This window comes from Roseburia sp. 1XD42-69 (assembly GCF_003612565.1).
Taxonomy (GTDB): Bacteria; Bacillota; Clostridia; order Lachnospirales; family Lachnospiraceae; genus Roseburia_B.
Window position 1 is genome coordinate 1 of record NZ_RAZG01000009.1, and the last position, 26043, is coordinate 26043.

The 26043-nt window shown below is 43.0% G+C and carries 28 protein-coding genes, 1 pseudogene and 1 other annotated feature; of the genes and pseudogenes, 19 read left to right on the forward strand and 10 right to left on the reverse strand.

What is annotated here, in order from left to right; translation table 11 throughout:
- Nucleotides 1-61 precede the first annotated feature (61 nt).
- From D7Y06_RS25870 to D7Y06_RS06340, 9 genes and pseudogenes are all read right to left on the reverse strand, one after another.
- A complete protein-coding gene (locus D7Y06_RS25870) occupies nt 62-217 on the reverse strand; it encodes a hypothetical protein (protein ID WP_158591274.1) in 156 nt (51 codons plus the stop codon).
- A gap of 13 nt (nt 218-230) precedes the next feature.
- Nucleotides 231-677, reverse strand: a complete 447-nt coding sequence (locus tag D7Y06_RS06300) for a translation initiation factor IF-2 N-terminal domain-containing protein (protein ID WP_158591276.1) — start codon at nt 675-677, stop codon at nt 231-233.
- A gap of 106 nt (nt 678-783) precedes the next feature.
- A pseudogene (locus D7Y06_RS06305) lies at nt 784-1113 on the reverse strand (sigma-70 family RNA polymerase sigma factor); the annotation flags it as partial.
- Nucleotides 1114-1179: 66 nt separating this feature from the next.
- On the reverse strand, nt 1180-1623 hold the full coding sequence (locus D7Y06_RS06310) for an RNA polymerase sigma factor (protein WP_120406981.1): 444 nt from the start codon (nt 1621-1623) through the stop codon (nt 1180-1182).
- A 491-nt stretch (nt 1624-2114) separates the two neighbouring features.
- Entirely contained in the window at nt 2115-2306 is a 192-nt protein-coding gene (locus D7Y06_RS06320) for a cysteine-rich KTR domain-containing protein (RefSeq protein ID WP_120406982.1), read from the reverse strand.
- A 14-nt stretch (nt 2307-2320) separates the two neighbouring features.
- Nucleotides 2321-2851 (reverse strand): GNAT family N-acetyltransferase, encoded by a 531-nt coding sequence (locus D7Y06_RS06325; protein WP_243119132.1) that lies wholly within the window; start codon nt 2849-2851, stop codon nt 2321-2323.
- 30 nt (nt 2852-2881) lie between these two features.
- A complete protein-coding gene (locus D7Y06_RS06330) occupies nt 2882-3703 on the reverse strand; it encodes an MBL fold metallo-hydrolase (protein ID WP_120407071.1) in 822 nt (273 codons plus the stop codon).
- Nucleotides 3704-3769: 66 nt separating this feature from the next.
- Entirely contained in the window at nt 3770-4372 is a 603-nt protein-coding gene (locus tag D7Y06_RS06335) for a TetR/AcrR family transcriptional regulator (protein ID WP_120407072.1), read from the reverse strand.
- Nucleotides 4373-4450: 78 nt separating this feature from the next.
- Nucleotides 4451-4825, reverse strand: coding sequence for a TnpV protein (locus D7Y06_RS06340; RefSeq protein ID WP_120406983.1), 375 nt, complete (start codon nt 4823-4825; stop codon nt 4451-4453).
- Between the two features lie 56 nt (nt 4826-4881).
- Here D7Y06_RS06340 and D7Y06_RS06345 point away from each other — a divergent pair, with 56 nt between their 5' ends.
- The 6 genes from D7Y06_RS06345 to D7Y06_RS06370 all read left to right on the forward strand — a co-directional run bounded on the left by D7Y06_RS06345 (nt 4882) and on the right by D7Y06_RS06370 (nt 13359).
- Nucleotides 4882-5505, forward strand: a complete 624-nt coding sequence (locus tag D7Y06_RS06345; protein WP_243119133.1) for a carbohydrate ABC transporter permease — start codon at nt 4882-4884, stop codon at nt 5503-5505.
- Nucleotides 5506-5768: 263 nt separating this feature from the next.
- Nucleotides 5769-6704: an AraC family transcriptional regulator gene (locus D7Y06_RS06350; RefSeq protein ID WP_120406984.1), complete on the forward strand. Its 936-nt coding sequence runs from the start codon at nt 5769-5771 to the stop codon at nt 6702-6704.
- A 239-nt stretch (nt 6705-6943) separates the two neighbouring features.
- Complete coding sequence (locus tag D7Y06_RS06355; protein WP_120406985.1) at nt 6944-8323, forward strand: ABC transporter substrate-binding protein; 1380 nt, start codon at nt 6944-6946, stop codon at nt 8321-8323.
- Between the two features lie 263 nt (nt 8324-8586).
- Complete coding sequence (locus tag D7Y06_RS06360; protein ID WP_120406986.1) at nt 8587-9465, forward strand: carbohydrate ABC transporter permease; 879 nt, start codon at nt 8587-8589, stop codon at nt 9463-9465.
- A gap of 16 nt (nt 9466-9481) precedes the next feature.
- Nucleotides 9482-10264, forward strand: a complete 783-nt coding sequence (locus tag D7Y06_RS06365) for a carbohydrate ABC transporter permease (protein ID WP_120406987.1) — start codon at nt 9482-9484, stop codon at nt 10262-10264.
- Nucleotides 10265-10311: 47 nt separating this feature from the next.
- Complete coding sequence (locus D7Y06_RS06370) at nt 10312-13359, forward strand: glycoside hydrolase family 2 TIM barrel-domain containing protein (protein WP_120406988.1); 3048 nt, start codon at nt 10312-10314, stop codon at nt 13357-13359.
- A 73-nt stretch (nt 13360-13432) separates the two neighbouring features.
- Here D7Y06_RS06370 and D7Y06_RS06375 read toward each other — a convergent pair whose 3' ends face one another.
- Nucleotides 13433-13666 (reverse strand): hypothetical protein, encoded by a 234-nt coding sequence (locus D7Y06_RS06375; RefSeq protein WP_120406989.1) that lies wholly within the window; start codon nt 13664-13666, stop codon nt 13433-13435.
- Nucleotides 13667-14300: 634 nt separating this feature from the next.
- Here D7Y06_RS06375 and D7Y06_RS06380 point away from each other — a divergent pair.
- The 13 genes from D7Y06_RS06380 to D7Y06_RS06425 all read left to right on the forward strand — a co-directional run bounded on the left by D7Y06_RS06380 (nt 14301) and on the right by D7Y06_RS06425 (nt 25927).
- A complete protein-coding gene (locus D7Y06_RS06380) occupies nt 14301-15656 on the forward strand; it encodes an MATE family efflux transporter (protein WP_120407073.1) in 1356 nt (451 codons plus the stop codon).
- A gap of 152 nt (nt 15657-15808) precedes the next feature.
- Nucleotides 15809-16099 (forward strand): glycerophosphoryl diester phosphodiesterase membrane domain-containing protein, encoded by a 291-nt coding sequence (locus tag D7Y06_RS06385; RefSeq protein WP_158591278.1) that lies wholly within the window; start codon nt 15809-15811, stop codon nt 16097-16099.
- 142 nt (nt 16100-16241) lie between these two features.
- On the forward strand, nt 16242-16442 hold the full coding sequence (locus tag D7Y06_RS26920; RefSeq protein ID WP_243119135.1) for a hypothetical protein: 201 nt from the start codon (nt 16242-16244) through the stop codon (nt 16440-16442).
- Nucleotides 16443-16585: 143 nt separating this feature from the next.
- Nucleotides 16586-16726, forward strand: a complete 141-nt coding sequence (locus D7Y06_RS26470; RefSeq protein ID WP_199714646.1) for a hypothetical protein — start codon at nt 16586-16588, stop codon at nt 16724-16726.
- A 26-nt stretch (nt 16727-16752) separates the two neighbouring features.
- Nucleotides 16753-17028: a binding site (T-box leader), on the forward strand.
- Nucleotides 17029-17194: 166 nt separating this feature from the next.
- Entirely contained in the window at nt 17195-19843 is a 2649-nt protein-coding gene (locus tag D7Y06_RS06390; RefSeq protein WP_120407074.1) for a valine--tRNA ligase, read from the forward strand.
- A gap of 247 nt (nt 19844-20090) precedes the next feature.
- Nucleotides 20091-20237 (forward strand): hypothetical protein, encoded by a 147-nt coding sequence (locus D7Y06_RS26475; protein ID WP_199714648.1) that lies wholly within the window; start codon nt 20091-20093, stop codon nt 20235-20237.
- Between the two features lie 18 nt (nt 20238-20255).
- Nucleotides 20256-21722: a tetratricopeptide repeat protein gene (locus tag D7Y06_RS06395; protein ID WP_120406991.1), complete on the forward strand. Its 1467-nt coding sequence runs from the start codon at nt 20256-20258 to the stop codon at nt 21720-21722.
- Between the two features lie 107 nt (nt 21723-21829).
- The gene (locus tag D7Y06_RS06400) at nt 21830-22174 is read left to right on the forward strand and encodes an STAS domain-containing protein (protein WP_120406992.1); all 345 of its coding nucleotides are present in this window, start codon (nt 21830-21832) and stop codon (nt 22172-22174) included.
- On the forward strand, nt 22164-22598 hold the full coding sequence (gene spoIIAB / locus D7Y06_RS06405; RefSeq protein ID WP_120406993.1) for an anti-sigma F factor: 435 nt from the start codon (nt 22164-22166) through the stop codon (nt 22596-22598). Before D7Y06_RS06400 ends, spoIIAB begins: the two co-directional genes overlap by 11 nt.
- Nucleotides 22599-23318 (forward strand): SigB/SigF/SigG family RNA polymerase sigma factor, encoded by a 720-nt coding sequence (locus D7Y06_RS06410; RefSeq protein WP_120406994.1) that lies wholly within the window; start codon nt 22599-22601, stop codon nt 23316-23318.
- Between the two features lie 7 nt (nt 23319-23325).
- Nucleotides 23326-24168 (forward strand): DNA-3-methyladenine glycosylase family protein, encoded by an 843-nt coding sequence (locus D7Y06_RS06415; protein WP_199714649.1) that lies wholly within the window; start codon nt 23326-23328, stop codon nt 24166-24168.
- 80 nt (nt 24169-24248) lie between these two features.
- Complete coding sequence (locus D7Y06_RS25875) at nt 24249-24719, forward strand: hypothetical protein (protein WP_158591280.1); 471 nt, start codon at nt 24249-24251, stop codon at nt 24717-24719.
- A 167-nt stretch (nt 24720-24886) separates the two neighbouring features.
- Nucleotides 24887-25927, forward strand: coding sequence for a lysozyme inhibitor LprI family protein (locus tag D7Y06_RS06425; protein WP_120406996.1), 1041 nt, complete (start codon nt 24887-24889; stop codon nt 25925-25927).
- The last annotated feature ends 116 nt before the right edge of the window (nt 25928-26043 follow it).

Sequence of the window (26043 nt, forward strand, 5' to 3'; positions counted from 1 at the left end):
AATTTGCATATCCTAATTCTTACCAAAAAGGAGCCATTTATTTCCAAAAACACAAACTTATTTACACTACCCGGTCATTTTTTGCGGACAGTTCAATACATACCTGTCTTTTTCTCTCCCTGCTCCTGCGTTTTCCCTCAATCCCACGCTCCCTCTGTATCTTCTTGGCACAAGCAGGGCAATGCCCATGATACATAAAAGATGATAGTCCTTTCAACTACCGCCTTAATTTATTGATTATCACAAATATATTTAGCAATTCTTTGGATTTCACTCTTTTCAAGACTAGATTGAGAACTGTTTAATTTTATCCCTAACAAGTCTCCAACGGCAACAATAACTTTGCTGTATGTATTCCACTCTTTAGCCAGTTCATATACTCTCATTTTATTTCTATATAGCGATTCATCTGCTACTTTATTTTTATCTACATGTTTTAATTCATTTACAAATTCGCTAACTGTATACTCTTCATTAATACTAATAACCCCTGTGTTTTCCGAAATATTTATATTTGTTTCAGATTGTAAATCAGAAATAGAATCTAAAATGTCCAATAATAGCTTAATTTCCGTCTCCTTTTCTGTTCCATTTGACATTTTCAATAGATTACCAAATTTATATGCTGTATAAATCGGATTATCTGAATAGTCTACTCCATAATCAATTTCGACCAAAAACCGTTTTAGGCTCTCCTTCAACTCACTAACGCCCAACATATCATTTTCATAAAAAATTGTTCTGCTATCTTTTATATCAAATGGTAATATAGTACCGTTTTCACCGCCTTTGTATCTCTGGCAGTCGGGCAACCGCTTTAGCGAATATCTCATTCCGTTCTTTTTCAATCATTCTTTCATCAAGCGTTTTGGGAACACGCAATGCCCGTCTGTAAAGGGTTTCATCCCATACCTCGTTAAACTCCCTGTGCCGCTGGTTCCATTGCTGAAGGTTTCTGTTCCTCCTTTCCATCTGTCGAAATTCAAGAAAGAGTTTCTCGGACACTTCTATCTCGTGGTGTTCCCCCTGCCCGTCCTTAAAGCTGATAAAATATCTTTTGCCGCTTTCCGTGGATTCCTCCCGAAGCGTGTATGTCTTTGCCCCGTATGCCATTTCCTTTCCTCCCGAAAAAAATTGAGCGGGAGGATTGCCCTCCCACCCAATAGCCCGTGGAAATGGTTAAATTTCCCCGAAAGGATAAAAAATAGGCTTTAATTTTTTACGAAGCCGTTCAAGGCGTTTGTAGACCGCCCTTTCGGTAAGCCCTGCCATTGCCGCAATCTCCCCTGTGGAATACCCCTGCATTTTCAGCAGGAGAATGAGCAGGGTATGCTTGTCCATCGTAAGAAGTGCCTGATACAGTTTCTCGTCTTCAATCTCGTCCAATAAGTCCGCAACGCTATTCGGCTCTGCCTGCTGTTCAGCGTCCGCCATTTCCTCAAGGTATTCGCCGAAGTCGCTCGTCCATCGGTAAAACCTCCTGTTGGAATTAAAATCTGCCCTGTCCTCCATGCGGATTTGCTCAATGACCGCTTCATCAACGCCATGCTCACGCAGCACTTTTTCCTCGGCTTCTTTCCAGATACGCCATTTCCTGTCCTCACGTCCGTGGTTATATGCCATTCCTTATTTCCTCCAATCCGAATTTTTAAAAATGTAAAAATCCAGATTGGATAGGCGGCGAACGACAGCCAACAGCGGAAACAGCCCTGCGGCACATTCCGATAAAAAACGACAAAAGAAAAACCGCAAAGGTTCTGTGACCTCTACGGTTATAGGAGATATATGTTCTATTAAGTGGAGATTCTACTTCTGGTTTCATGGTGAGAAGTAGCGTTGCATAAGCAGGGATTTTTTTAACTGGCTTCCTGCAAATCCCCGATATGCTATGTATAAGTCAAATCTGCGTTGCATGAGCAGATAGATCACTGCCCGAAAAAAGAACATAAAAAAATCCCTCCAAACTTTTAAACAGGTCTGGAGAGTGTCTGTTAAGTCTTTTCGGGCATAGCAATACCGCCCACCAAAACACCGTTTTTTTATATGGTGGACGTTTGCCTTAAAACCTTATGAAATAAAATAGAGCCAACGAACTGTGATTTTATTTCACAAGTTCATCGGCTCTGCGTCTTTGCGTCTGGCTCTGCGATGACTGTCATCCTCAAATTTGTTACTTCAATCAATGTTTCCTGTCTGCATTTCGGACAATAAAGAGGATAGTTTCTTAAAATGGTGTCCTCTCTGATTTTGTTACGGGTTTTGTTTCCGCATATAGGACAATATACCCATTCTATTTTATGTAACACGACTAATATCCTCCTCAAAGATTTATCAAATATACATATGCTTCCTCGTTATCAAAAGTAAAGCTCCTACAATAATTCCCACCATTTTTCTCGATTGTTTTTATTGAAGCAGCATTGTCCTTTTCAACTGATAACTGCAACTGTTTCAGACCGTATTTTCTCGCAACCAAACATATTTGTCTTAATATTTCAGTAGCATACCCTTTTCTTCTTTCTGACGGTCTTACGCTATATCCACAATTACCAAAATCTTTTAGGAAATCATTTAATTGATACCTCAAATCAACAATGCCAACAATTTTATTATCTGACATTCTAACTGCAAAAAATGTATCTGTTAAAACCCAATTAGGGTCAACAGTCTCCGTACTTGAATTGGCAATGACTTTCTTAAGCCATTCCTCATAAGAAGCAATCTTATCAAATAATTCACTCCCATTGATTATCTGTTCTCCAAAATCAAAATGCTCCTGCCGATATTCAAGCGCTTTATCTTTCAATCCTAAACTCGGCTTTACAAGCCGTATTTCTTCATATGCCATCATTCATTCCTCCACTTTATAAAATTTAATTTTTCAAACCATGATTTCCATGCCATCATAAGCGAATAAGATATTATCAAGTTCTTTTTCAAGTTTCTTGTAATAGCCATATGATTTTCCCCATATTTCATCAATATGTGTAACTATAATCTTCTTGATTCTATAATAGTTTTTCAGTTCTATAACCTCATCAAAAGTGAATATTTCATCTTTCAAAGGCGTATCCATAAGCTTCGTTCCATCATTTAATATTCCATCATCAGAAACCATGCTTATAATCAAAATATCTGCATCAAAATATAAGTCATTATGAGCAAAAGGTTTCGGATTGCAACAGGCATAGATAACCTTTTTTTCATGCTCTTTCAGAACATAAAAAGTGATATTTCGGCTTGGGTTATTGTTGATTAAGTCTATGTCAATATTATCTATTTTTATATGCGGTGTTTCATTAACAGAAATACAATGAAGAACGTCACCATAATATTTAAAGCAGTCACGGTTCATTTGGTTTATATCTCTAATGACCTCTGGAAGAGCATAAAAGCCAATAGGCATACTCGTTCCTTTAATAAAGTCACAGCCTATCTTTTCAACAATCCGAATACCCCTGACATGGTCTGGGTCACTATGGGAAATGGAAAGGTGCTTCACTTCCGATATTCTTTGTCTGTTGCAGGCTACCGCAATATCTTCGGGTGTGTCTATCAACATTTTTATATCGTCAATATACAGGCTTGGTCCTAACCGTTCATACCTGCCGCCTTTTCGTCTGGCTTCTTCACAAATTTTACATTTACAAAATGAACTCGGAATAATTGACATGCCGCCACTACCAATAATTTTCAATTTCAAATCTTTCACACCACCTTTCGCATGAATTGCAAGGAATAATAATGCGTTTTTATTCATGTTAAATATTTAAGCAATATCGCTATTACTGCCGCTTTTCACTAATATTTTTCTTATTTCTTTTATGATTCTGGAAGGTGTTTCTTTATCCATAGGCATAAGTTTACTGTACATCCTTACCCCTTGATACGAGAACACAATTAAATCAAATACCGCAGAAATATCCACTTCATTAAATTCATGCCTGTCCATTCCGTATTGTATTAGCTTCTTCCATGTATTTGCTGAAATTAAATATTGTTCATATAGCGTATTGCTCTGATTTGCAATATCACGAATACTAAAATACTCATATATTGCTATGCTTAATGAAGATTGGCTGTCAAGCATTTCATTCTCATACTTGTTTAAAATTTCATCCAAAATAGTCACTGCCGAACAATTTTGTTCAATCCTTAAATCAATCTCATTATCCTGCTCACTTGTCATATCATCAATAATCTCTTGAAAAATTTGACGTGTGCTTTCGTAATGGCAATATAGCCCGCCTCTGCTTAATTTCGCCGCATCGCAGATATCCTTCATTGTAACTTGCTTAAAGCCTTTTTCTGCAAACAAAGAACATGCACATTTCTTTATATGTTTCCTTGTTTCTTGTCCTCTTTTATTCATAAGCAGCCCTACTTTCCGACACATGTGTCTGGAAGTCAATAAAAAGCGGCAAAGATTTCTCTCTACCGCCATCAACGTCTAACTATAAATAATTTCCTCGTTCACAATCTCCCTCGCACAAGCCCTTATGTTATTGAGCCGCCCTGTCCATTCTAAGGCGTTTTCTTCCTTTAGACGTTCTGTTATGCCCTGTGCCTGTTTCATGCCCTCTATGAGCCTTTCAAAGCGTTCCTGCGCCTGCCTGTTGATGTCGGCAAGATAAGTGTTCAGCCTGCCGCTTGTGAGAAGATTGATGTATGTAACCCTTCGGTATTGCTTCAGATAGTCCAAATGCCGCTGTCCCCATGTGCCTATCGGCTGTTCTTCTTCGGCGGGTACAGTTAAGCACGGTATTAAGTAATCTCCTTGCCGCTCGTATTTGCCGCCCAGTTCCTCAAAAATCGTCTTTGCCATTGTCTGTTACCTCCACATTCTTTTTTATTTGAATGTCCGCAAAATCCGTCCTACACATGTGGGCCAGCGTGCGCACCAATGTGATTTCCATATTTTTCATTGCGCTGTTTGGATTTATTGTGGGGTATATTCTTTCCAGAATTAAATTTAAGGGAAACAGGCTTCTCTATGTAATGTTTTTAATGGGAATGCTGATTCCGGTACACTCCCTTTTAGTGCCTATCTATGTGGTGTTTAACAAGACAGGGCTTGGAAACCAGTGGTTTACTTTGATTATCCCCTACGTGGCATTTGGAATGCCCATTGCGGTGTTCCTTGCGGAGGGATTTATAAAGGCCATCCCGGTGGAGCTTGAGGAAGCTGCTGCCATAGACGGAAGTTCTTTTACCAGAACGCTTTTTTCCATTATTCTTCCCGTGGCAAAACCTATCCTTGTGACCATTGCAATTATCCAGACATTTTCCTGCTGGAATGAGTTCTCTTTTGCCCTGGTTTTAATTAAGGATGTGAAGCTTCAGACAGTTCCCCTTGCAATGACCATGTTTAAGGGCCAGTTTGCTTCGGATTACCCTAAGATTATGTCTGCAATGCTCACAACCATGGCGCCTGTAGTAGTCCTGTACTTTGCGTTCAGCAAGCAGATTATCAAAGGTATGGTTGCAGGGGCGGTAAAGGGATAAAAAATTTGGTATTGTGTAATTTTCGTATCATTTTGTGATATTTTGGTGTACTTTTGATGTACTCTCTGTATTAGAATATAATTGCAGGTAGTTATTATACCTCTCTTCCAAATTTTTTATATACACCCCAATTTATAACCCAAAGGAAAAGGGCCGCGCTTGTATCCCCATACAGGCAGCGGTCCTTTTCACTTAATCTGTTGGACAAATGTTTTTATCTTTAGTAAAATAGGACAAAGGCGAAAGGGCAAAGAGGAGGAAGTATGCCAGGGAAAAAAAGACAGGAAATGGAGTTTCGGTACTATGAGATTCCCCACGGGGAGATTGTGCTGGCTCTTTTGGGGAACAGCTGGATTAGGGAGTACGGCAATGACATTGCAAAACTTCATTTTCACAATCTCTTAGAGGTTGGGTACTGCATAGACGGGGAGGGGGAAGTGGTTGTGGACGAGGAGACGGTGCCTTACGAGCCGGGAATGCTTACGGTGATTCCCGTAAACTGCCCCCATACCACCAACAGCCGCCTTCATACAAAAAGCTACTGGGAATATCTCTTTTTTGACCCGGAGAGTATCTTAAAAGATCTGTATCCGGAGAACCAGCTTTTTGTCCAGAGGATTATGGAACAGGTAAATAAAAAGGCAAAGGTGTATCAGCCTGGGGAAAACTCCCAGCTTGTGACCCTGGTCCGGCTGATTATGGATGAGTGCAGGGTAAAAAAAAGTTTTGCAAGGGACAGTATCCGGGGGATGCTTCTCTCGGCCCTGATATCCATTGCAAGAAATGATACCGGGGAGAACCAGACGATGGAAAAAGTACAGGGGGGGGGTATTTACCAGATTTCCAGCGCTTTGGAATATATCAGCAGGCATTATATGGAGCCCATTACGTTAAAGGAGCTGGCGGATGCCTGCAGTTTCAGTGAAACCCACTTCCGCAGGCTGTTTGTGGAGTCTATGAATATGACCCCCATGGAGTATCTGAATCTGGTGCGGGTGCGCCAGGCCTGTGATTTAATGAAAAAAAGCAATCTTTCCATGGGGGAAATTGCGGTGCGTGCAGGCTATATCTCCATCTCAACTTTTAACCGGAATTTTAGAAAAATTGTGGGGACATCCCCCTACCAGTATAAGAAAAACAGCGACGCTTACCAGGGAAAACTTTTAAATGCCAGGGTTTCTGCAAAGAAGGGATGGTAATCACTGGTTTTATTTGTAATATTACACAATGGAATTTGGAAAAAGAGCATATTCGTCCACTAAAATGGACAGATATGCTCTTTTTATGGTTGATAATAAAGACAATTATAGCAGAAGAATAGGTATAATGCACATATAAACAAAAAGGAACAAGACAAATGTGTACAAAACACACAACAGCATTTGGCCAAATGCGTACCTTGATGTTTTAACAAATTTTTTTGGGAGGACAAAAAAAGATGAAGAAGAAATTATTATCCCTTTTAATGGTAGGAGCAATGACAGCAACTATGTTGGCAGGCTGCGGAGATTCCGGCAGCGGTGACACAAACACAGACGCAGCAAAAGATGATGCAGGAGATGAGGCAAAAGACGACGGTGCAGCGGATTCAGAAGCAGCAGGCAGTGATGCAGCAGTTTCCGAAGGCGGAAAAACCCTTACCGTATGGTGCTGGGACCCGGCATTTAATATTTTCTCCATGAAAGAAGCTGCTAAGGTTTATCAGAAAGACCATCCTGATGTAACAGTAGACGTTATCGAGACCCCATGGGAAGACATTCAGACCAAGCTTACCACGGCGGCTACCTCCAATGCGTTAGATACCCTTCCGGACATTATGCTGGTGCAGGACAACGCATTCCAGAAAAATGTTATGACCTTCCCGGATGCATTTACAGATCTGACTAACAGCGGAGTTGACTTCTCCCAGTTTGCGGCAGGTAAGACAGCTTACTCTGTAGTAGACGGAAAGAACTACGGCGTTCCCTTCGATAACGGTGCAGTTATCGCATGTTACCGTACCGACATTTTGGAGGAGGCAGGATTTACCATTGACGATTTCACAGATATCACTTTTGACCAGTACATTGAAAACGGCAAGAAAGTTTTGGAAAAGACGGGCAAACCCTTAATTTCCATGCAGGCCGGCGAGTGCGACCTTATCATGATGATGATGCAGTCCGCAGGTGCTTCCCTCTTTAACGAGGACGGAACAGCAAATATCCAGGACAATGCTACATTAAAAATCGTTATGGAGACATACAAAGAGATGAAAGATTCCGGTGTGTTAATCGAGGTAAACTCCTGGGATGAGTACATTTCTTCCATGACTTCCGAGACAGTTGCAGGAACCATCAACGGATGCTGGATTATGGCTTCCATTAAGACAGCAGAAGACCAGTCCGGAAAATGGGCTATTACCAATATGCCAAGCCTTGTAGGGGCAGAGGGCGCTACCAACTACAGCAACAACGGCGGTTCCTCCTGGGCAGTAACTTCCAACTGCAAAGACACAGAACTGGCATTTGATTTCCTTGCAAGCACTTTCGCAGGAAGCACAGAGCTGTATGACAATATTATTAGCTGCGGCGCTCTGGCTACTTATGCTCCGGCAGGAGATTCAGACGCATATGCTCAGCCGGATGAGTTCTTCGGCGGAGATGCAATCTCTTCCAAGATTGTAGATTTCTCCACAAAAGTACCTTCCAATATCACCGGAGTGTACTATTACGAAGCACGTGACGCTGTGGCAACGGCAATTACAAATTATATTAACGGCGGAGATATTGACGCCGAGTTAAAGACAGCATCTGACACTGTAAATAACCAGATGCAGTAAATTTTCCAAGATTATCCATAGAGGATTTTATGAGGGAGCGGTTCTTGCCGGGCCGTTCCCTTTTTATGCACACGGGGCAGAAAGGAATATGCTGCTGACGCAGCCTGCCCCGGCGCACGAGCAGGGAAAATTTTTCCCTGCCCGATTACCTCTTTTTCCGTGAAATTTACACGGAGGGCAGAGTTTCTGCCCCTTTACCAAAGGAGTTTTATCATGTTTAATGAGAGAAGGAGGGAGTTATTTTGAGTAAGCCATCCAGTAAAATGTCTTTAGACAAAAAGCACAATTTAACCGGCTGGATTTTTTTGACGCCGGCAGCGCTGTTGATTCTTCTCATGAGTTTTATCCCCATGATACAGGCGTTTCTGCTTTCCTTTAAAATGGGAAAAGGAAATGACTTGAAGCCAGCAGCCCCCATATTTGCAAATTACACACGAATGTTTACGGATACGGTATTTACCCAGTCCATTAAGAATACATTTTTTTATTTGATTATCCAGGTACCTATAATGCTGGTACTGGCGCTGATTCTGGCGTCTATCTTAAACAACCGCCAGCTTCGGTTTAAAGGATTGTTCCGCACCATGATTTTCCTGCCCTGCGCCACATCACTGGTTGCATATGCTATTATTTTCCGTACATTGTTTGCCAATGACGGTCTTGTGAACCTGGTGCTTGTAAACCTTGGAATATTGAGTACGCCCTATTCCTTTCTGACCCATGCCACAAGCGCTAAGATTATCATTATTATCGGCCTTCTCTGGCGGTGGACCGGATACAACATGGTATTTTACCTCTCCGGCCTGCAGAACATAGAGTATTCCGTATATGAGGCGGCAAAAATTGACGGAGCAAGTCCCGTTCAGACATTCTTTAAGATTACAGTGCCATTGTTAAAGCCTACGATTCTTCTCACAGCGATTATGTCCACCAACGGAACACTGCAGCTGTTCGACGAGTCCGTAAACTTAACAGACGGCGGCCCTGCCAATGCATCCATTACCATGTCCCATTACATATACAATATGTCCTTTAAATATGTGCCCACCTTCGGATATGCGGCGGCAATGTCTTTCCTGATATTGATTCTGGTTGCAATCCTGGCATTTATTCAGATGAAAGTAGGTGATAAACGTGACTAAAGGTAGAAAATTTTTCATGTATGCTTTTTTGATACTAATGTCCATTATATCGGTTTTTCCTCTGTTGTGGATGGTAATTGCCGCCACCAATAAGAGTGTGGATGTTACCAGGGGACGTTTGATTCCGGGCACGTACCTCTTTGAGAATTTTAAGAACCTTATAGCTGCCCAAAATGTGGGAAGCGCAATGTTAAATTCCTTTAAGTATGCGATTATCCTTACATTTGTGTCTCTGGTTATCTGCTCCCTGGCAGGTTACGGTTTTGAGATTTTCCATGACAAGGCAAAAGATGCGGTGATGAGCGTGATTCTTTTAGCTATGATGGTTCCTTTCGTGGCTACTATGATACCTCTGTTCCGGATGTTTTCCAAAGCACACCTTTTGAATACCACACTGGGATTTTTACTTCCCACGGTTTCCACGCCGTTTTTGATTATGATGTTCCGGCAGAGCGCCAGGTCCTTTCCCCACGATATTATTGAGGCGGCAAGGATTGACGGGTTATCGGAGATAAGGATTTTCTTCCAGATGTTTATACCCACCATGCGTTCCACTTATGCTGCGGCAATGACCATCACCTTTATGAACGCCTGGAACAATTACCTGTGGCCCAAGGTTATTATGACTGACGCAGAGAGCCAGACCATGCCTATGGTAGTGGCAAACCTGACCCAGGGGTATGTGACAGATTACGGTATGCTGATGCTTGCGGTGCTTATCTGTACACTGCCTACCGCCATTGTATTCTTCTGCCTGCAGAAATCCTTTGCAGAAGGTATTACCGGTGCGGTAAAATAGTCTTGTGTAAAACAAAATAAATTCATAAGAAATACGAGGATATGATTATGGCAAAGTTCGATTATAGTAAAGTGAAAGACCCTTTATACTTTAAGGACAATGTACTTCCAGCTCATTCTGCCCACGTAGCTTATGGAAATAAAGGAGAGCTGTTCCAGGGGGACAGCTCTCTTACAGCTTATTTGGACGGCGTGTGGAAGTTCCATTATGCGAAAAATTACCAGGCTGTAATTTCCGGTTTTCAGGCAGAAGATTATGACTGCAGTGTGTGGGATGACATTTCTGTGCCCGCCCACATCCAGATGGAGGGATATGATGCTCCCCAGTACGCCAACACCCAGTTTCCCTGGGACGGAAGGGAAGATTTAGTGCCGGGGGAGATACCGGAGAGATTTAACCCGGTGGCAAGCTATGTGAAATATTTTGAAGTTCCCTCCCATATGAAAGGGAAAGAAATTCGCATCTCCTTCCAGGGAGTGGAAAGCGGGATGGCATTGTGGCTAAACGGAGAGTTTGTGGGCTACAGCGAGGACAGTTTTACCCCTTCGGATTTTGAATTGACGCCTTATTTAAAAGAGGGGTTAAACAAATTGGCAGTTCAGGTGTTTAAGTGGACTTCCTCCAGCTGGTGTGAAGACCAGGACTTTTATCGTTTTTCCGGCATTTACCGCAGTGTGTTTCTGTATGCCGTTCCCTCTCTTCATGTGGAGGACATAAAGATTCAGACACTGTTTGGAGAGGATTTGAGGGAAGCTAAGTTTTCGGCGGAGTTTAAGTTAAAAGGCCAGGGTTCTTTAAAGCTTACTTTAAGGGACGGGGAAAAGGTGTTATTTGAAAAGAGCATTGTTGCCGGAGATTTGGTAAAGGCGGAGGAAAATATAGACAACCCTCATTTGTGGAGCGCAGAAGACCCATATCTTTACGATTTTGAGATAGAAGCCCTGGGAGAAGAGGGGGGGGTTTTGGAGTTTATCACCCAGAAAGTGGGATTCCGAAAGTTTGAGATGAAGGACAACCGTATGCTCTTAAATGGAAAGCGCATTGTGTTTAAGGGGGTAAACCGCCATGAGTTCAGCTCCGTGTCTGGCAGGCATGTGACATATGAGGAACTTTTAAAAGATATTGTGACCATGAAAAGGAACAATATCAATGCCATCCGCACCTGCCATTATCCCGACGGCGTGGATATCTACGACCTTTGTGACCGTTACGGGCTTTATCTCATTGCAGAGGCAAATATGGAAACCCACGGAACCTGGGACGCCTATATCCGAGGTGTGGCGGGGAAAGATTTTATCCTGCCCGGGGATAAAGAAGAGTGGCAGCCTATGATGCTTGACCGGGTAAATTCCTGTTACCAGAGGGATAAAAACCATCCCGCTGTTTTAATCTGGTCCTGCGGCAACGAGTCCTACGGAGGGAAGACAATTTTTGAGATGTCGGAATTGTTCCGAAAACTTGACCCGGAAAGGCTGGTGCACTATGAAGGTGTGTTCCATGACAGAAGTTACAACGGCAGTTCCGATATGGAAAGCCAGATGTACCCTTCTGTGGAGCAGATTAAAGAATATTTAGAGAGCCAGGAAAAACCTTTTATCTGCTGTGAATATTCCCATGCCATGGGAAATTCCTGCGGCGCCCTGCACAAATATACGGATTTGGCGGATGAAGAAAATTCTGCTTACCAGGGAGGCTTTATCTGGGATTATATTGACCAGTCCATTTATAAAAAAGACCGTTACGGCCAGTGGTTTTTAGCTTACGGAGGAGATTTCGGGGAGCGTCCCACGGACTACAATTTTAGCGGCAACGGCATTGTATACGGCGGGGAGAGAAATCCCTCCCCGAAAATGCAGGAGGTAAAATTTGACTACCAGAATATCTCTATTTCCGTAGGAAAAACGGAGTTTGAAGTGTGGAATAAAAATCTCTTTGTAAATACGGATACTTTTGCCTGCATTGCAGAGCTGATGCTTGACGGCAAGGTGATTGAGAGGAAAAGCTTAGAGGTTTCCGTGGCGCCGGAGAGCAGAAAATCCTATCCCCTGCCCTTTGAGATTCCTTCCTGTCCGGGTGAGTACGTCCTTACGGTTTCCTTTGTGTTAAAGGAGGATACCCTGTGGGCAAAAGCAGGCCATGAAGCGGCATTTGGCCAGGGTGTGGTGAAAAAGGTGGTGAAAGCGCCCCTTCCCCTGAAACCCTTTACCATTATTCGGGGGAAAAATAATATCGGCGTCCGGGGAGAAAACTTTGACGTTTTATTCTCTGAGCTTAGCGGAGGGCTGGCGTCTTACCGATATGCGGGGAAAGAATTGATACAGGCCATACCGAAACCCAATTTCTGGCGTGCACCCACGGACAATGACCTGGGAAATAATATGCCCGGCAGATATGCCCAGTGGAAGACTGCCAGTATGTACTTAACCCACAAAGGGGTGGGGGAAGAGCGGAAAGGGCCGGAAGGGACATGGTATGACAATCCGGTGTTAAAAGAGGAAAAGGATTTTGTCTCCGTGACCTATACCTACAGCCTTCAGACCATCCCGGAAGCCTTCTGCCAGGTGGAATATAAAGTGTTCGGGGACGGCAGGATAGAGACTACCCTCTCTTATGACCCAGTGAAAGAACTTTCCGATATGCCGGAATTTGGCATGATCTTTAAATTTGATGCAGATTATGACAATGTGGAGTGGTACGGAAATGGCCCAGCGGAAACTTATGCGGACAGGCAGAAGGGTGCAAAGCTTGGAATTTATAAAAATAAGGTAATGGATAATATGGCAGAGTACCTGGTTCCTCAGGAGTGCGGCAATAAGACAAATGTCCGCTGGGGAAAGGTGACAGACAGGAAAGGCAGAGGGATTTTATTTGCCGGAGATCATATGAATTTCTCCGCACTGCCCTACACGCCCCACGAGCTGGAAAATGCCATGCATCCCTATGAGCTGCCCCAGGTGCACTACACGGTGGTGCGGGTGTCTGCACAGCAGATGGGCATAGCCGGGGACGACAGCTGGGGAGCGTTGACCCATCCGGAATATTTGATTGATGTGTCTTCTAAGTTGGAATTTACCTTTACATTCAGGGGAATTTAAGAATTTTTTGATATTAACATGAAAAGAACGCCTTTTATATAGATAGGTTTTGTCTATATAGGAGGCGTTTTCTTTATATTAAAAGGATTATTTTATTACTATCCCTTGATAACATAAATTTAACAATTTGGCATCCAACGTCTCTGGGTTTTGGTGCATTATCTGCATATTTCCACTGTTCCATATCATTCCAAGATTCAATATCCAGTTGTTTTACGAACCTTTCTATTTCTTTATTATGGTCAATCATACCAATCATCTCACCAGAAGCTGTAATAATTTTTTCATAGCTAGTCTCCTTAAACATTTTAATAGGATTGCTTTATTCTTTATCTCATTCTCAGTAACAGTGTAAAAAATTATACCATGCCCAATTACGAAAATCAATTCCCGTCCCACGTCCCTTGAGGGTTTGGATTTTTGCCGTTGCCATTTCGCTGCCGAAAACGGGGAACAGGAATTTTTCAATCATGACCCGCTTTCGTCTGCTCTATTCTAACGGCAAAACCGTCTGCACTACTGCGGCGGCTGTTGGTAGGTTTTGCGGCGGCTCTGCCCCCACGTCCCCGACCTCGCCCAAAAAACAGAATGGAATGTTACGCAATAGGGAAGGCGGTATTCTGGTCTGCCGCTACAGTAACCAGACAGTGTTCCTTTTTTTCAACGATGCTGATTTTGGATAAGTCCATGGTAAGCAGGGTGTCCATATTCCGGTGATGCGTACATAAAGTTGTCCTGACTGCCTGCAGACGGGGTTCTGCATGTTAAGGGATCTTATTTTTTCTTCCAGGAGGTGTTTTAAGTTGTCTGCGGACCGGTATTTCATGAATAGAAATGTCCAACTCTCATAAAAAGATAAATATTGCATTGACTGAACAGTTACTGTACGGTTTATGATATCATACACAGGAAACAAATACAAGATGAATGGAGGAAAATTTATGGAAAACTCAAATGTATATGAAAAACCTGTAACATTAAAAAATATCCTGAAATTTGCCGTACCTACTATTGCGATGACAGTGTTTATGTCCTTTTACACAATGGTAGACGGTCTGTTTGTTTCGAACCTGATTGGGACAAACGCTCTCTCGGCAATCAATCTGACGGCGCCTGTTATCCAGCTTGTCACGGCAATCTCAACCATGCTTGCCACCGGAGGAAGTGCGGTCATTATGAAAAAGATGGGTGAGCAGAAAACGGATGAGGCAAAGGAAGATTTTACATTCCTAATTTTGGTAAATGTCATTGTGGGGATTGTCATGTGCGTAGTCGGGTATCTGGCAATGGATCATATTTTTGCCGGTATGAACCTTTCCGCTGATGTGGAAGGGTACTGTGTGGAATATTTAAGCCGTTATCTGGTGTTCACGGTGCCGATTCTTCTGATGAACAATTTTACGCTTTACATGATTGCCAGCGAAAAGGCGAACCTTTCCCTGATCTGTTCGGTGATGGGCGGTGTTTTGAATATGGTACTTGATTATGTGTTTATTGCCGGATTTGATATGGGGATCAGCGGTGCGGCGATTGCAACTGGGCTTGGATATTCTGTAACAGCAGTGGTGGGCCTGTTTGTTTTCATCCGGAAAAACAGTCTGCTTCATTTTAAAAAGCCTGTATTCCGATTCAAAGTTCTTGCGAGCGCGGCTGCAAACGGATGCTCGGAGATGGCAACTGCGCTTGTTACCGGGATCATTACAATGATGTTCAACGGGACGATGCTTCATTATGTCGGGGAAGATGGAGTTGCTGCTGTTACCATCATCATGTATGTGCTGATGTTTGCAAGCTCTTTATATACAGGGTATTCTTACGGGGTTGCGCCCATGGTGAGTTTTTATTATGGGGAGCGCAGTTTGAATGAAGGGAACATTCAAACGCATGAAAAATTAAAAAAGCTGGTTGCGTTAAGCATGAAAGTGATCGCAGTGATTTCCGTGGTCACGGTTGCGGCTTCCTTTATGCTGACAAGGCCGCTGGTATCTGTATTTGCCCGGCCGGATAATCCAGTGTATGATCTGGCAGTAACAGGAAACAGGATATGCACGGCAGCATTGTTCTTTATTGGTTTTAATATTTTTGCCAGTGGGATGTTTACCGCATTATCCAATGGAGTAGTTTCGGCTATTTTAGCATTTTCAAGGTCATTTGTATTTATGCTGATCACGATGATTGTGCTTCCGATTATTTTAGGCGTAAGTGGAATCTGGCTGGCGACTCCTGTAGCGGAATTGATGGCGCTTGCATTGTCTGTTTTTATGTTTTTAAAATATAGGAAGAGGTACGGCTACTAGGTAGGGTGCTATAGATGAACAGAATGTGCTAAAAATGCAGCAGAGAAAAGATTTTCTAATAAAAAATGGAATTTTGACGGATATATCCAAACGCAATACGGCAGTCGATGAGTCTAGGTAAAGGGCAGGGAAAGGAAATGGAGGCGCAGCTTATGAGGAAAATAAAAAAAGTAATGGATCTGCTTCGGGTAAACTGGCGGACGATGGCAGAGTTTGAAATTCTATATAAAGTATTATCCCTGACCATATTTACACCGCTTTTTCTGTGGGCATTCAATGGGATTATGAAAGTAACGGGATATCAATATCTGACGATAGAAAATATCTTTTCTTTTTTCCTGAATCCCCTGACTCTTCTGGCGCTTCTTCTGCTGATTGTCTGCACATCTGTCTATTCTATGGTTGACATCGGGGCGGTTATATTTTTGCTGGATCAGTCTTAGCAGGGAAAAAAAGCAGACCTGGTGCAGACGGTAAGATATGCTCTTCATAATGCGGCCAGAGTGTTTCACAGGAAAAATATACTGGTGGTTTTTGTTGTATTATTTTTGATACCGTTTCTGAATATCGGAGTGGCCTCAGGATATGTGGGCAGTATTGCAGTCCCAGAATTTATGTTCCCTTATTCCATATCAGTGCGGGGAGGCGGTTGTCAGTGGAAAAGAAAAGGAGTTTACAGAGCGTGTCTGGGAAGCGTCCGACCAGAAGCAAGAGAAAACCATCAAGGAATGTAAGCAGAAAGTCAATAAGGACAGAAGCGGCGAAAGGAGCTGGACGGGCTTGTGAAAAAGATGTACGAGGGCAACGCCACGGGCAAGACCAAAAAGCAGCCTTATCATAATTTGAAAAAAATTCTTTCCATTTCAGGTAAATTAGGTTATAATATAACAGTAAATGGTGAATAACTGAATGACAAAGGAGTGGAATTCATGACAGAGAGCGGATTATTGATATTTTTGATGATTATCATTTTGTTTGTAGTTATCGTTGCAGTGATCGCAGTGGTGGCAGCCGTATCCGGCGCAGCAGCGGCCATTGCACAGAAACGTGACGAGGATGAGGGAATATAGAATATAAGTAATAAACAGGATATATTGTAAAGGTAATGAAGGAGAGGAGTACCGGAATACGCTCTTTAGAGAGAACGGCCCATCGGGTGAAAGGCCGTTTAGAAAACGGCTTCGGGAAGGTAGCTCCCAAACTGGAGGGCAGAACCTGTTTTTATGCTGGTCATAATATAAATGGAAAGGTTTATGAACAGTTCCTTAAAGACAGCAAGTAAGTCCACACGGGTGATTCCGTTACAAATCAAAGAGATGTATCTCTTTTGAGATATAATCAAGGTGGTACCGCGTATAACTGCGCCCTTGGAATGTATGTTCCAGGAGCGCAGTTCTTTTTTATGCGCAGGCCCGCATGGGGAAGTTTACTGCTGATGCGGTATGCGGGCTGCGCGGCGAGTAGGGGGAAAAGAAATCCCCCCTACCCGATTGCACATGGGCACCCAGAGGAAAAATATAAGAAAAGAGGAACAGATTATGAGCAAAGAACTGGCAAAAACCTATGATCCAAAGGGCATTGAAGACCGCCTTTACCAGAAATGGGAGAAAAACGGTTATTTCCGTGCAAAGGCGGACAAAAGCAAAAAACCATTCACTATTGTGATGCCGCCCCCAAATATTACAGGGCAGCTGCACATGGGACATGCCTTAGACAACACTATGCAGGATATTTTAATCCGCTTTAAGCGAATGCAGGGCTACAATGCCCTGTGGCAGCCGGGGACAGACCATGCGGCTATCGCCACGGAGGTAAAAGTTATCGATTCCCTGAAACAGCAGGGGATTAACAAAGAGGATTTGGGAAGGGAAGGTTTTCTTGACAAATGCTGGGACTGGAAAAAAGAGTACGGCGGGCGCATTATCAACCAGTTAAAGAAAATGGGCTCTTCCGCAGACTGGGAGCGGGAGCGGTTTACCATGGACGAGGGCTGTTCCGACGCCGTTCTGGAAGTTTTTGTAAAGCTGTATGAAAAGGGATATATCTATAAAGGTTCCCGTATTGTCAACTGGTGTCCGGTGTGCCAGACATCTATCTCCGATGCGGAAGTGGAGCATGAGGAGCAGGACGGGTTCTTCTGGCACATTAACTATCCGGTAGAGGGGGAAGAGGGGCGTTTTGTGGAAATTGCCACCACCAGGCCGGAAACCATGTTCGGCGATACAGCCGTGGCGGTAAACCCGGAGGATGAGCGATATCAGGATATTATCGGGAAAACCCTCCGTCTGCCCTTTGTGGATAGGGAGATTCCTGTAATTGCGGATTCCTACGTGGATAAGGAATTTGGAACGGGCTGCGTAAAAATCACCCCCGCCCACGACCCTAACGACTTTGAGGTGGGAAAACGCCACAACTTAGAGGAAGTGGTAGTCATCGGTGATGACGGAGTGATGAATAAAAATGCGGGGAAATTTGCAGGGATGGACCGGTACGATTGCAGAAAGGCCCTGGTGGAAGAGTTAAAGGAAATGGGACTTTTGGTAAAAGTAAAACCCCATGCCCATAACGTAGGAACCCACGACCGCTGCGGAACTACCGTGGAGCCCATGGTAAAGCAGCAGTGGTTTGTAAAAATGGACGAGCTGATTCAGCCTGCAGTGGAGGGAGTAAAAAACGGGGAGATTAAGCTTCTTCCAAAGCGCATGGAAAAAATATATTTTAACTGGACAGACAATATCAGGGATTGGTGTATTTCCCGGCAGCTCTGGTGGGGGCACAGGATTCCCGCCTATTACTGTGAGGACTGCGGGGAGATGACGGTGAGCAAAACAAAGCCGGAAAAATGCCCGAAATGCGGAAAAAACCATTTAAAGCAGGATGAAGACACCTTAGATACCTGGTTTTCCTCTGCACTTTGGCCTTTTTCCACATTGGGATGGCCCGAAAAGACAGAGGATTTGGACTATTTTTATCCCACGGATGTTCTGGTGACCGGGTATGACATTATTTTCTTCTGGGTAATCCGCATGATTTTCTCCGGCTATGAACAGATGGGAAAAGCGCCTTTCCATACTGTATTATTCCACGGGCTGGTAAGGGATTCCCTGGGAAGGAAAATGAGCAAATCCTTAGGAAACGGCATTGATCCCTTAGAAGTCATTGACAAGTACGGGGCGGATGCCCTGCGGCTTACCCTGGTGACCGGAAATGCGCCGGGAAATGATATGCGGTTTTACTGGGAGCGGGTGGAGGCTTCCCGGAATTTTGCCAACAAAATCTGGAATGCATCCCGCTTTATTATGATGAATATGAAAGATGTGGCCCTTAAACAGCCGGGGAAAGAGGATTTCCTTGCGGAGGATAAATGGATTTTGTCAAAAGTAAACCGCCTGGCCAAAGAGATGACGGAAAATATGGATAAGTATGAACTTGGGATTGCAGTTCAGAAGGTATATGATTTTATCTGGGACGAGTTCTGCGACTGGTATATTGAGATGACAAAGCGCCGCACCTATCACAGGGAGGAAAACCAGAAAAGTGCGGATACAGCCCTATGGACATTAAAAGAAGTTTTGACAAAAGCCCTTCAAATGCTCCACCCCTTTATGCCCTTTATCACAGAGGAGATATACTGTACATTGCATCCCCAGGAGGAGACGATTATGCTTACTTCCTGGCCGGAATTTAAAGAAGAATATAATTTTGAACAGGAAGAAATGGAAGTGGAGCGGTGCAAAGAGCTGGTGAAAGCTGTGAGAAACCGTCGTTCGGAAATGGATGTGCCCCCCTCCAGAAAGGCAGCGGTGTATCTTGTCTCTGAAAAGCCGGAGGTCAGGACAGTTTTTGATGGTTTAAAGGATATGTATGCAAATCTGATGGGAGCCAGTGAAGTAACGGTCCAAAAAGACAAGGAAGGGATTGGGGAGGATGCGGTTTCCATCGTTATCCCCGACGCAGCCGTTTACATCCCCTTAGAGGATTTGGTGGATATGGAAAAGGAGCGGGAGCGCCTGACGAAAGAGAAGGAGCGCCTGACAAAAGAACTTGCACGTTCCAAAGGCATGTTAAACAATGAGAAATTTTTAAGCAAAGCGCCGGAGTCAAAGGTTCTTGAGGAAAAGGAAAAACTGGCAAAATATGAACAGATGATGCAGCAGGTTTTAGCCCAGCTTGATTCCATGAAATAGGAAGTTTTGTGACAAAACGGATACTTTGGCCTGTAAAATCTGTCATGTTGCCACGGAAAATGGAATAAGAGACAGAATCAGGGCGCATAAATAATATTTTTGCGATAAAATAATAAAAATTTCATATTTTTTTACTTGCATATTAGCACCACTATATTATAATGTTATTGATATTGGAATACATGAAAGATATAGTGGTGTTTTTACATGGAAAATCATTTACTGTTTTTTATCCAGGAGGAATCGTATGCTTAATTTTGAAGAAGAATTGAAAAAATTTCAGCCAAGCCTTGAGGTGGAGGAGGCAGAGGAGTCTATATATAACCATGGCCTTACAGATATGACAGATATATTGGTGGAAATGATGAAGGAAAGAAATAGCAGCAGCCATTAGCAGGCAAAGGAGATATAGATGGAATGTTTTAACTGTGGAGCACTTCTTACGGGAAAAGATTTTTGTGAGAAGTGCGGCGTGGACGTAAAAATATACAAAAAAATTATAAAGACATCTAACACTTTTTATAATGAGGGCTTGGAGCGGGCCAGTGTGAGGGATTTATCCGGAGCCGTAAACAGCCTTAAAAAAAGTCTTGAATTAAATAAATTAAATATAGATGCAAGAAATCTTCTCGGCCTTGTGTATTTCGAGATGGGAGAGACGGTGTCTGCTTTAAGCGAGTGGGTGATCAGCAAAAACTGCCGGTCTGGGAATAATGAGGCAGGGCATTATTTAAGCGAGGTACAGAGCAATGCCTCTATGCTTGACACCATCAATCAGACAATTAAAAAGTATAATCAAGCCCTGCAGTACTGTAAGCAGGACAGTCGGGATTTAGCGGCCATACAGCTTAAAAAAGTGCTTTCCTTAAATCCGAAGATGGTAAAGGGCCATCAGCTTTTGGCTCTCTTGTATATCCAGGAAGGAAAATATGACCAGGCAAAAAAAAGCCTTGCGAATGCCGCCAAAATAGACAAAAATAATACCATTACCCTTAGGTATATGCGGGAAGTGGAGAAACAATTAAAAGAACAGAATCCTAAGAAGAAAAAGAATGATGACTTAATTTCTTATCAAAGCGGCAATGACACCATTATCATGCCGGCTAATTTTAAAGATAACACAGCGGGACAAACTATCATTAATATTATTATCGGAATTGCCTTAGGGGTGGCTATTATGGTATTTCTTATGCTGCCGAATATTAACCAGAAGGCAAAAAGCGATGCTAACGAGGCGTTAAAGGCTGCCAATGATACGATTTCTACCAAGGAACAGTCTATTGCATCCCTGGAAAATAAGGTGGAAGATCTAACGAAGGAGCTGGAAACGATAAAGGGGGATTCCAAGGAAGCGGAGGCGAAACTTTCTTCCTATGAGAATCTTTTAGGGGCATATTCTGCCTTCAGCAGCGAAGATATCGATGGGGCCGGGGACAGTCTGGCAAAAGTGAAGGAAGAGGATTTAAGCGGTGCCGCCAAGGGTATTTACAGTGATATCAGCGGAAAAGTGAACGAGAAATATCTGGCCACTATGTATCAGGAGGGCTATAGCGCATACACCAAGGGAAGCTGGCAGGAGGCCATAGACAAGCTGAGCAAAGTGGTGGAGATTGAAGAAGATTACCAAAATGGAAATGCAGTTTATTATCTGGCACAGTCCTACCGCAGGACGGAAGAATTGGAAAAGGCTTTTGCGTATTACCAGATTGTGGTGAATACTCACCCGGGGACGGAGCGGGCCAGGGTAGCTCAGAGTTTTATAAACTCAAATCCAAATTTAGTAAAGCCACAGGATGGCGGAGATGCAGGAGAGAACGGGGAGAATCAGGAGGGTCAGGATAACGGGCAGACACCGGAAAATCCAGGCGAAAACAGGTAAAACTCAGGCTTTTTAATTAAAAAATATTTTAACAAAAGACATAAAATACTTTGGTATTTTATGTCTTTTTTTCAGAAAGAGATAATGGCAGAAAGGGAGATGATAGAATGAGACAGAGTTATCAGTGTAAAAATGGACAATTGATTGTGGAAATGCCAAAGGAAATTGATCATCACTGTGCCAAGGAGCTGCGGGAGGATATCGACAGGATGATTGAGATTTCCCATGTAAGAGTTTTGGTGTTTGATTTTTCTCAGACAGAGTTTATGGACAGTTCAGGGATCGGTGTGTTGATTGGACGGTGCAGGAATTTTGGGTACAGCGGCGGAAGTGTACAGGCTGTTCATCTAAATGACAGGGTTAAGAAAATTTTTATGGTTTCAGGACTATCAAAACTGATTCCGATTGGTACAGAGCAGGAAAGGGCGGGAGGAAGAGTTGATGGAGAATAGGATGAGATTGGAATTTGATGCCGTATCGGTGAATGAAAGTTTTGCCCGAGTGGCTGTTTCCGCCTTTTTTGCACAGTTAAATCCTACGGTAGACGAGATTGAAGATGTGAAAACCGCAGTGTCGGAGGCTGTGACCAACTCCATTATTCACGGATATGGAGAGAAGGAGGGCACGGTGGTGGTTACCTGTACATATCACGATAAGGATTCGGAGGTGGTGGTTATAGATGAGGGCGTGGGGATTGCGGATATTGAAAAATCAATGGAGCCTTTTTTTACCACGAAGCCGGAATTGGAGCGCTCCGGTATGGGGTTTGCATTTATGGAGGCATTTATGGACGAAGTGTCAGTGGAATCGGAGCCTTTGAAAGGGACAAAAGTAACTATGAAAAAAAGGTTTGGAGAGAGGAAACTGGAAGAATAGATGGATGTGACAGCTCTAATGAATCAGGCACACGCAGGGGATAAAGCTGCCAGGGAAAAGCTGATTTCAGATAATCTTGGGCTGGTGTGGAGCATAGTAAAGCGGTTTGAACACCGGGGGCACGATAAGGAGGAATTGTTTCAGATTGGAACCATTGGACTTATCAAGGCGGTGGATAATTTTGAAACTTCCTACGAGGTGAAGTTTTCCACTTATGCCGTACCCATGATTATGGGGGAAATGCGGCGTTTTTTAAGGGATAACAGTATGATGAAGGTTTCCCGGTCTTTAAAAGAAAATGGGTGGAAAATAAAGAAGGCATCCGATTCCCTGTGCCAGAAGCTGGGGAGGGAGGCTACCCTGGAAGAGATTTCTGCAGAGACAGGGTTTACAGTGGAGGAGATTGTGGAGGCAATGGAGGCAAACGGGGAAGTGGCATCCATTTACCAGCCAGTATATAAGGATGGGGACAGCGAGCTCTACCTTGTGGACCAGGTGTGTAATTCCGGGGCGGAGGGTACGGAAAAACTGGTGAATCATTTGCTCTTAGAACAGCTTCTTGCAGGGTTAAGTGAGGAAGAAAAGGAGCTAATTGAGCTTCGGTATTTTAAGGAGATGACTCAGGTGCAGATAGCAGAGAAACTTGGAATCAGCCAGGTACAGGTATCCCGTATGGAAAAACGTATTTTACTTAGAATGAGAAAATCTGGAGAGGAGTAAGAGAAAAGTGTTTACTGCAAAAGAGGAGATTGAAAATTTTATAGTACATATAGAAGATGATTTTGATTTGGGAAAAATAGCGGACAGCGGCCAATGTTTCCGGGTTAAGAAATTTGAGGATGGTGTCTGCCGTTTTATAACGGGAGATGAGATAGTTTACATTGGCAGAAGAGAGGATGGGAAGTATCATGTTTCCTGTAGTAAAGATGCATGGGAGCAGGTATGGACAGACTATTTTGATTTGACCAGAAATTACAGGGCCATACGGAAAAAAGCAGGGACCTTAAATTCTTTTGTGGACAGGGCCATACAGGAGGGAACAGGAATCCGTGTGCTGCGTCAGAATACCTGGGAAATGCTAATTACTTTTATTATTTCTCAGAGGAAAAATATACCTGCTATTTCCAAGGCCGTGGAGTCATTGTCTATACGGTACGGAAAGAAAATAGAAACTCGGTATGAGTGCCTTCATTTGTTTCCCACGCCCCAGGAACTTAAACGTGCCACTTCAGAGGAATTAAGAGCCTGTGGCCTGGGTTACCGCACGCCTTATGTGATAGATGCCGCAGAAAAAGTTTCCAACGGCTTTTTGGATTTGGAAGTAATAGCTGCGTACAGAGACGAGGAACTTTTTGATGCGCTGCAAAAGGTGCATGGGGTGGGAAAAAAGGTGGCAAACTGCGTGTGCCTTTTCGGATACGGCAGAACTGCAAGAGTTCCTGTGGATGTGTGGATTGCAAAGGCAATACAGACAGAATGTGAGGGAGAAAATATTTTTGAAGATTTCGGGGAGTATGCCGGAATTATACAGCAGTATATTCTCTATTATGAGAGAAGCCGGAAAAAGTGAAAAACGGGTAGTGACAATTTGTTTATTGTGTGATATAGTATTTTTGCTAAAAGAATCAGTGAGGAAGGAGGTATGGCAATATGACCAATAATGAATGGCTGTTGGCAATGTCGGAGATGATGGATGAAAAACTTGTGGGCATCAAAGATGATATTCAAGATATGAAAGGTGACATCCAGAACATGAAGGGAGATATCCAGAACATGAAGGGAGATATCCAGAACATGAAGGGAGATATCCAGAACATGAAGGGAGATATCCAGAACATGAAGGGAGATATCCAGAACATGAAGGGAGATATCCAGAACATGAAGTGTGACATTCTAAATATGAAAGGAGAAATCATAACTATAAAGGGTGAGCTTCATTTGGTTAAACTCTGCCAAGAAAATATGATACTGCCGAGGCTTAATACGATTGAATCTTGTTACACTGATACATATACACGTTACAAAGAATATGCTGACAAAATGGACAGCACTTTTTCGGATGTGGATTTGTTAAAGAGAGTAGTGGCGGAGCAGTCTGAAAAAATCCAGAAACTGGCATAATTTCTTAGAAATAAAATCAGCGCTGCCTGAAAGTTTTTTATGGGCAATTTCTAAATCATTATCTTATTAATCTTTGTATGACATATTCCGTAGAATAATATTTTCAAAACTGATTCTTTTAGAACTTAAGTTTACCGTGAAATTTTTTACATTGGAGGAAAAAAGAATTGAAAAAGGATCTATTAATATTGATGCTGGCAGGCATTTTGGCAGGCTGTTTTCTAGGTTGCGGCAATTCTTCAGATACAGGCAAGAGGGAGGTGGGAAATGTTGAAACTGAGGTTTCAGAAGAGAAAAAATTTTCAAAGGAAATGGAGCCGTCAGAGGAAGCTGTAAAACCGGAAGAACAGGAGGAATTCTCTTTTTCCCATATAAAAAATCTTGAATTTGAGTTTTCCAGCGGTGCAGGAGGCTGGAGAACTATGCTGGTAATCCGTGGGGACGGAAGTTTTTCCGGGGAGTATTTTGACAGTGATATGGGGGCTATAGGGGATGGCTATCCTGTGGGAACCGCCTATCTTTGTGATTTTTCCGGGAAGTTTACGAAGCCGGTGAAAGTGAATGAATATACATATTCTATGGAGATAGCGGAGATAGAGTATGAGCAGGAAACAGGGACGGAGGAGATAAGAGATGAAATGCTTTACAGGTATACGGACCCTTATGGTCTTTCGGGGGCGAAAAATATTTTAATTTACCTCCCAGGAGCGCCCCTTTCGGAACTTCCGGAAGAGTTTAGAAGCTGGATTGGGCATTATGACCTTGCTGATACAGAGGATGCGGCCCTTACTTTTTATGCTTTAAATAATGAAAATGAACAGCAGGGATTTATAAGCTTTCCTATATTGGATAATTTAAATCAGATGCTTGCATCCACAAAGGAGAGGGCATCTGAACTGGAAAATTCCATTAACAAGGAACCTTTAGACCAGTCTCAGCTAAATGAAACTTCCATGCAGCTATATGAAATCTGGGATTACGCCTTAAATTCCATATGGAATACCCTGAAGCGAACCATGGATGAGGATGCCATGGCAAATCTCATAAAAGAAGAGAGGGAATGGATTGAAAAGAAGGAGCAGGAAGTGATTAAAGCCGGAGCAGAATTTGAAGGGGGAAGTATGGAGCCCATGCTTAGAAATTTAAAGGGTGCAGAGCTGACGAAGGCGAGAGCGTATGAGCTTATGGAAATTATTGAAAAGAATTAGGCAAAAACTGGCGTAACGAAATGTGAAGCCAGGTTTCTGTTGAAATATCCGGGGGAAAGAAATACAATAAAGTGGAGAAGATACTATATAGAAATGTAGAGGGAGGAATTTTAAAT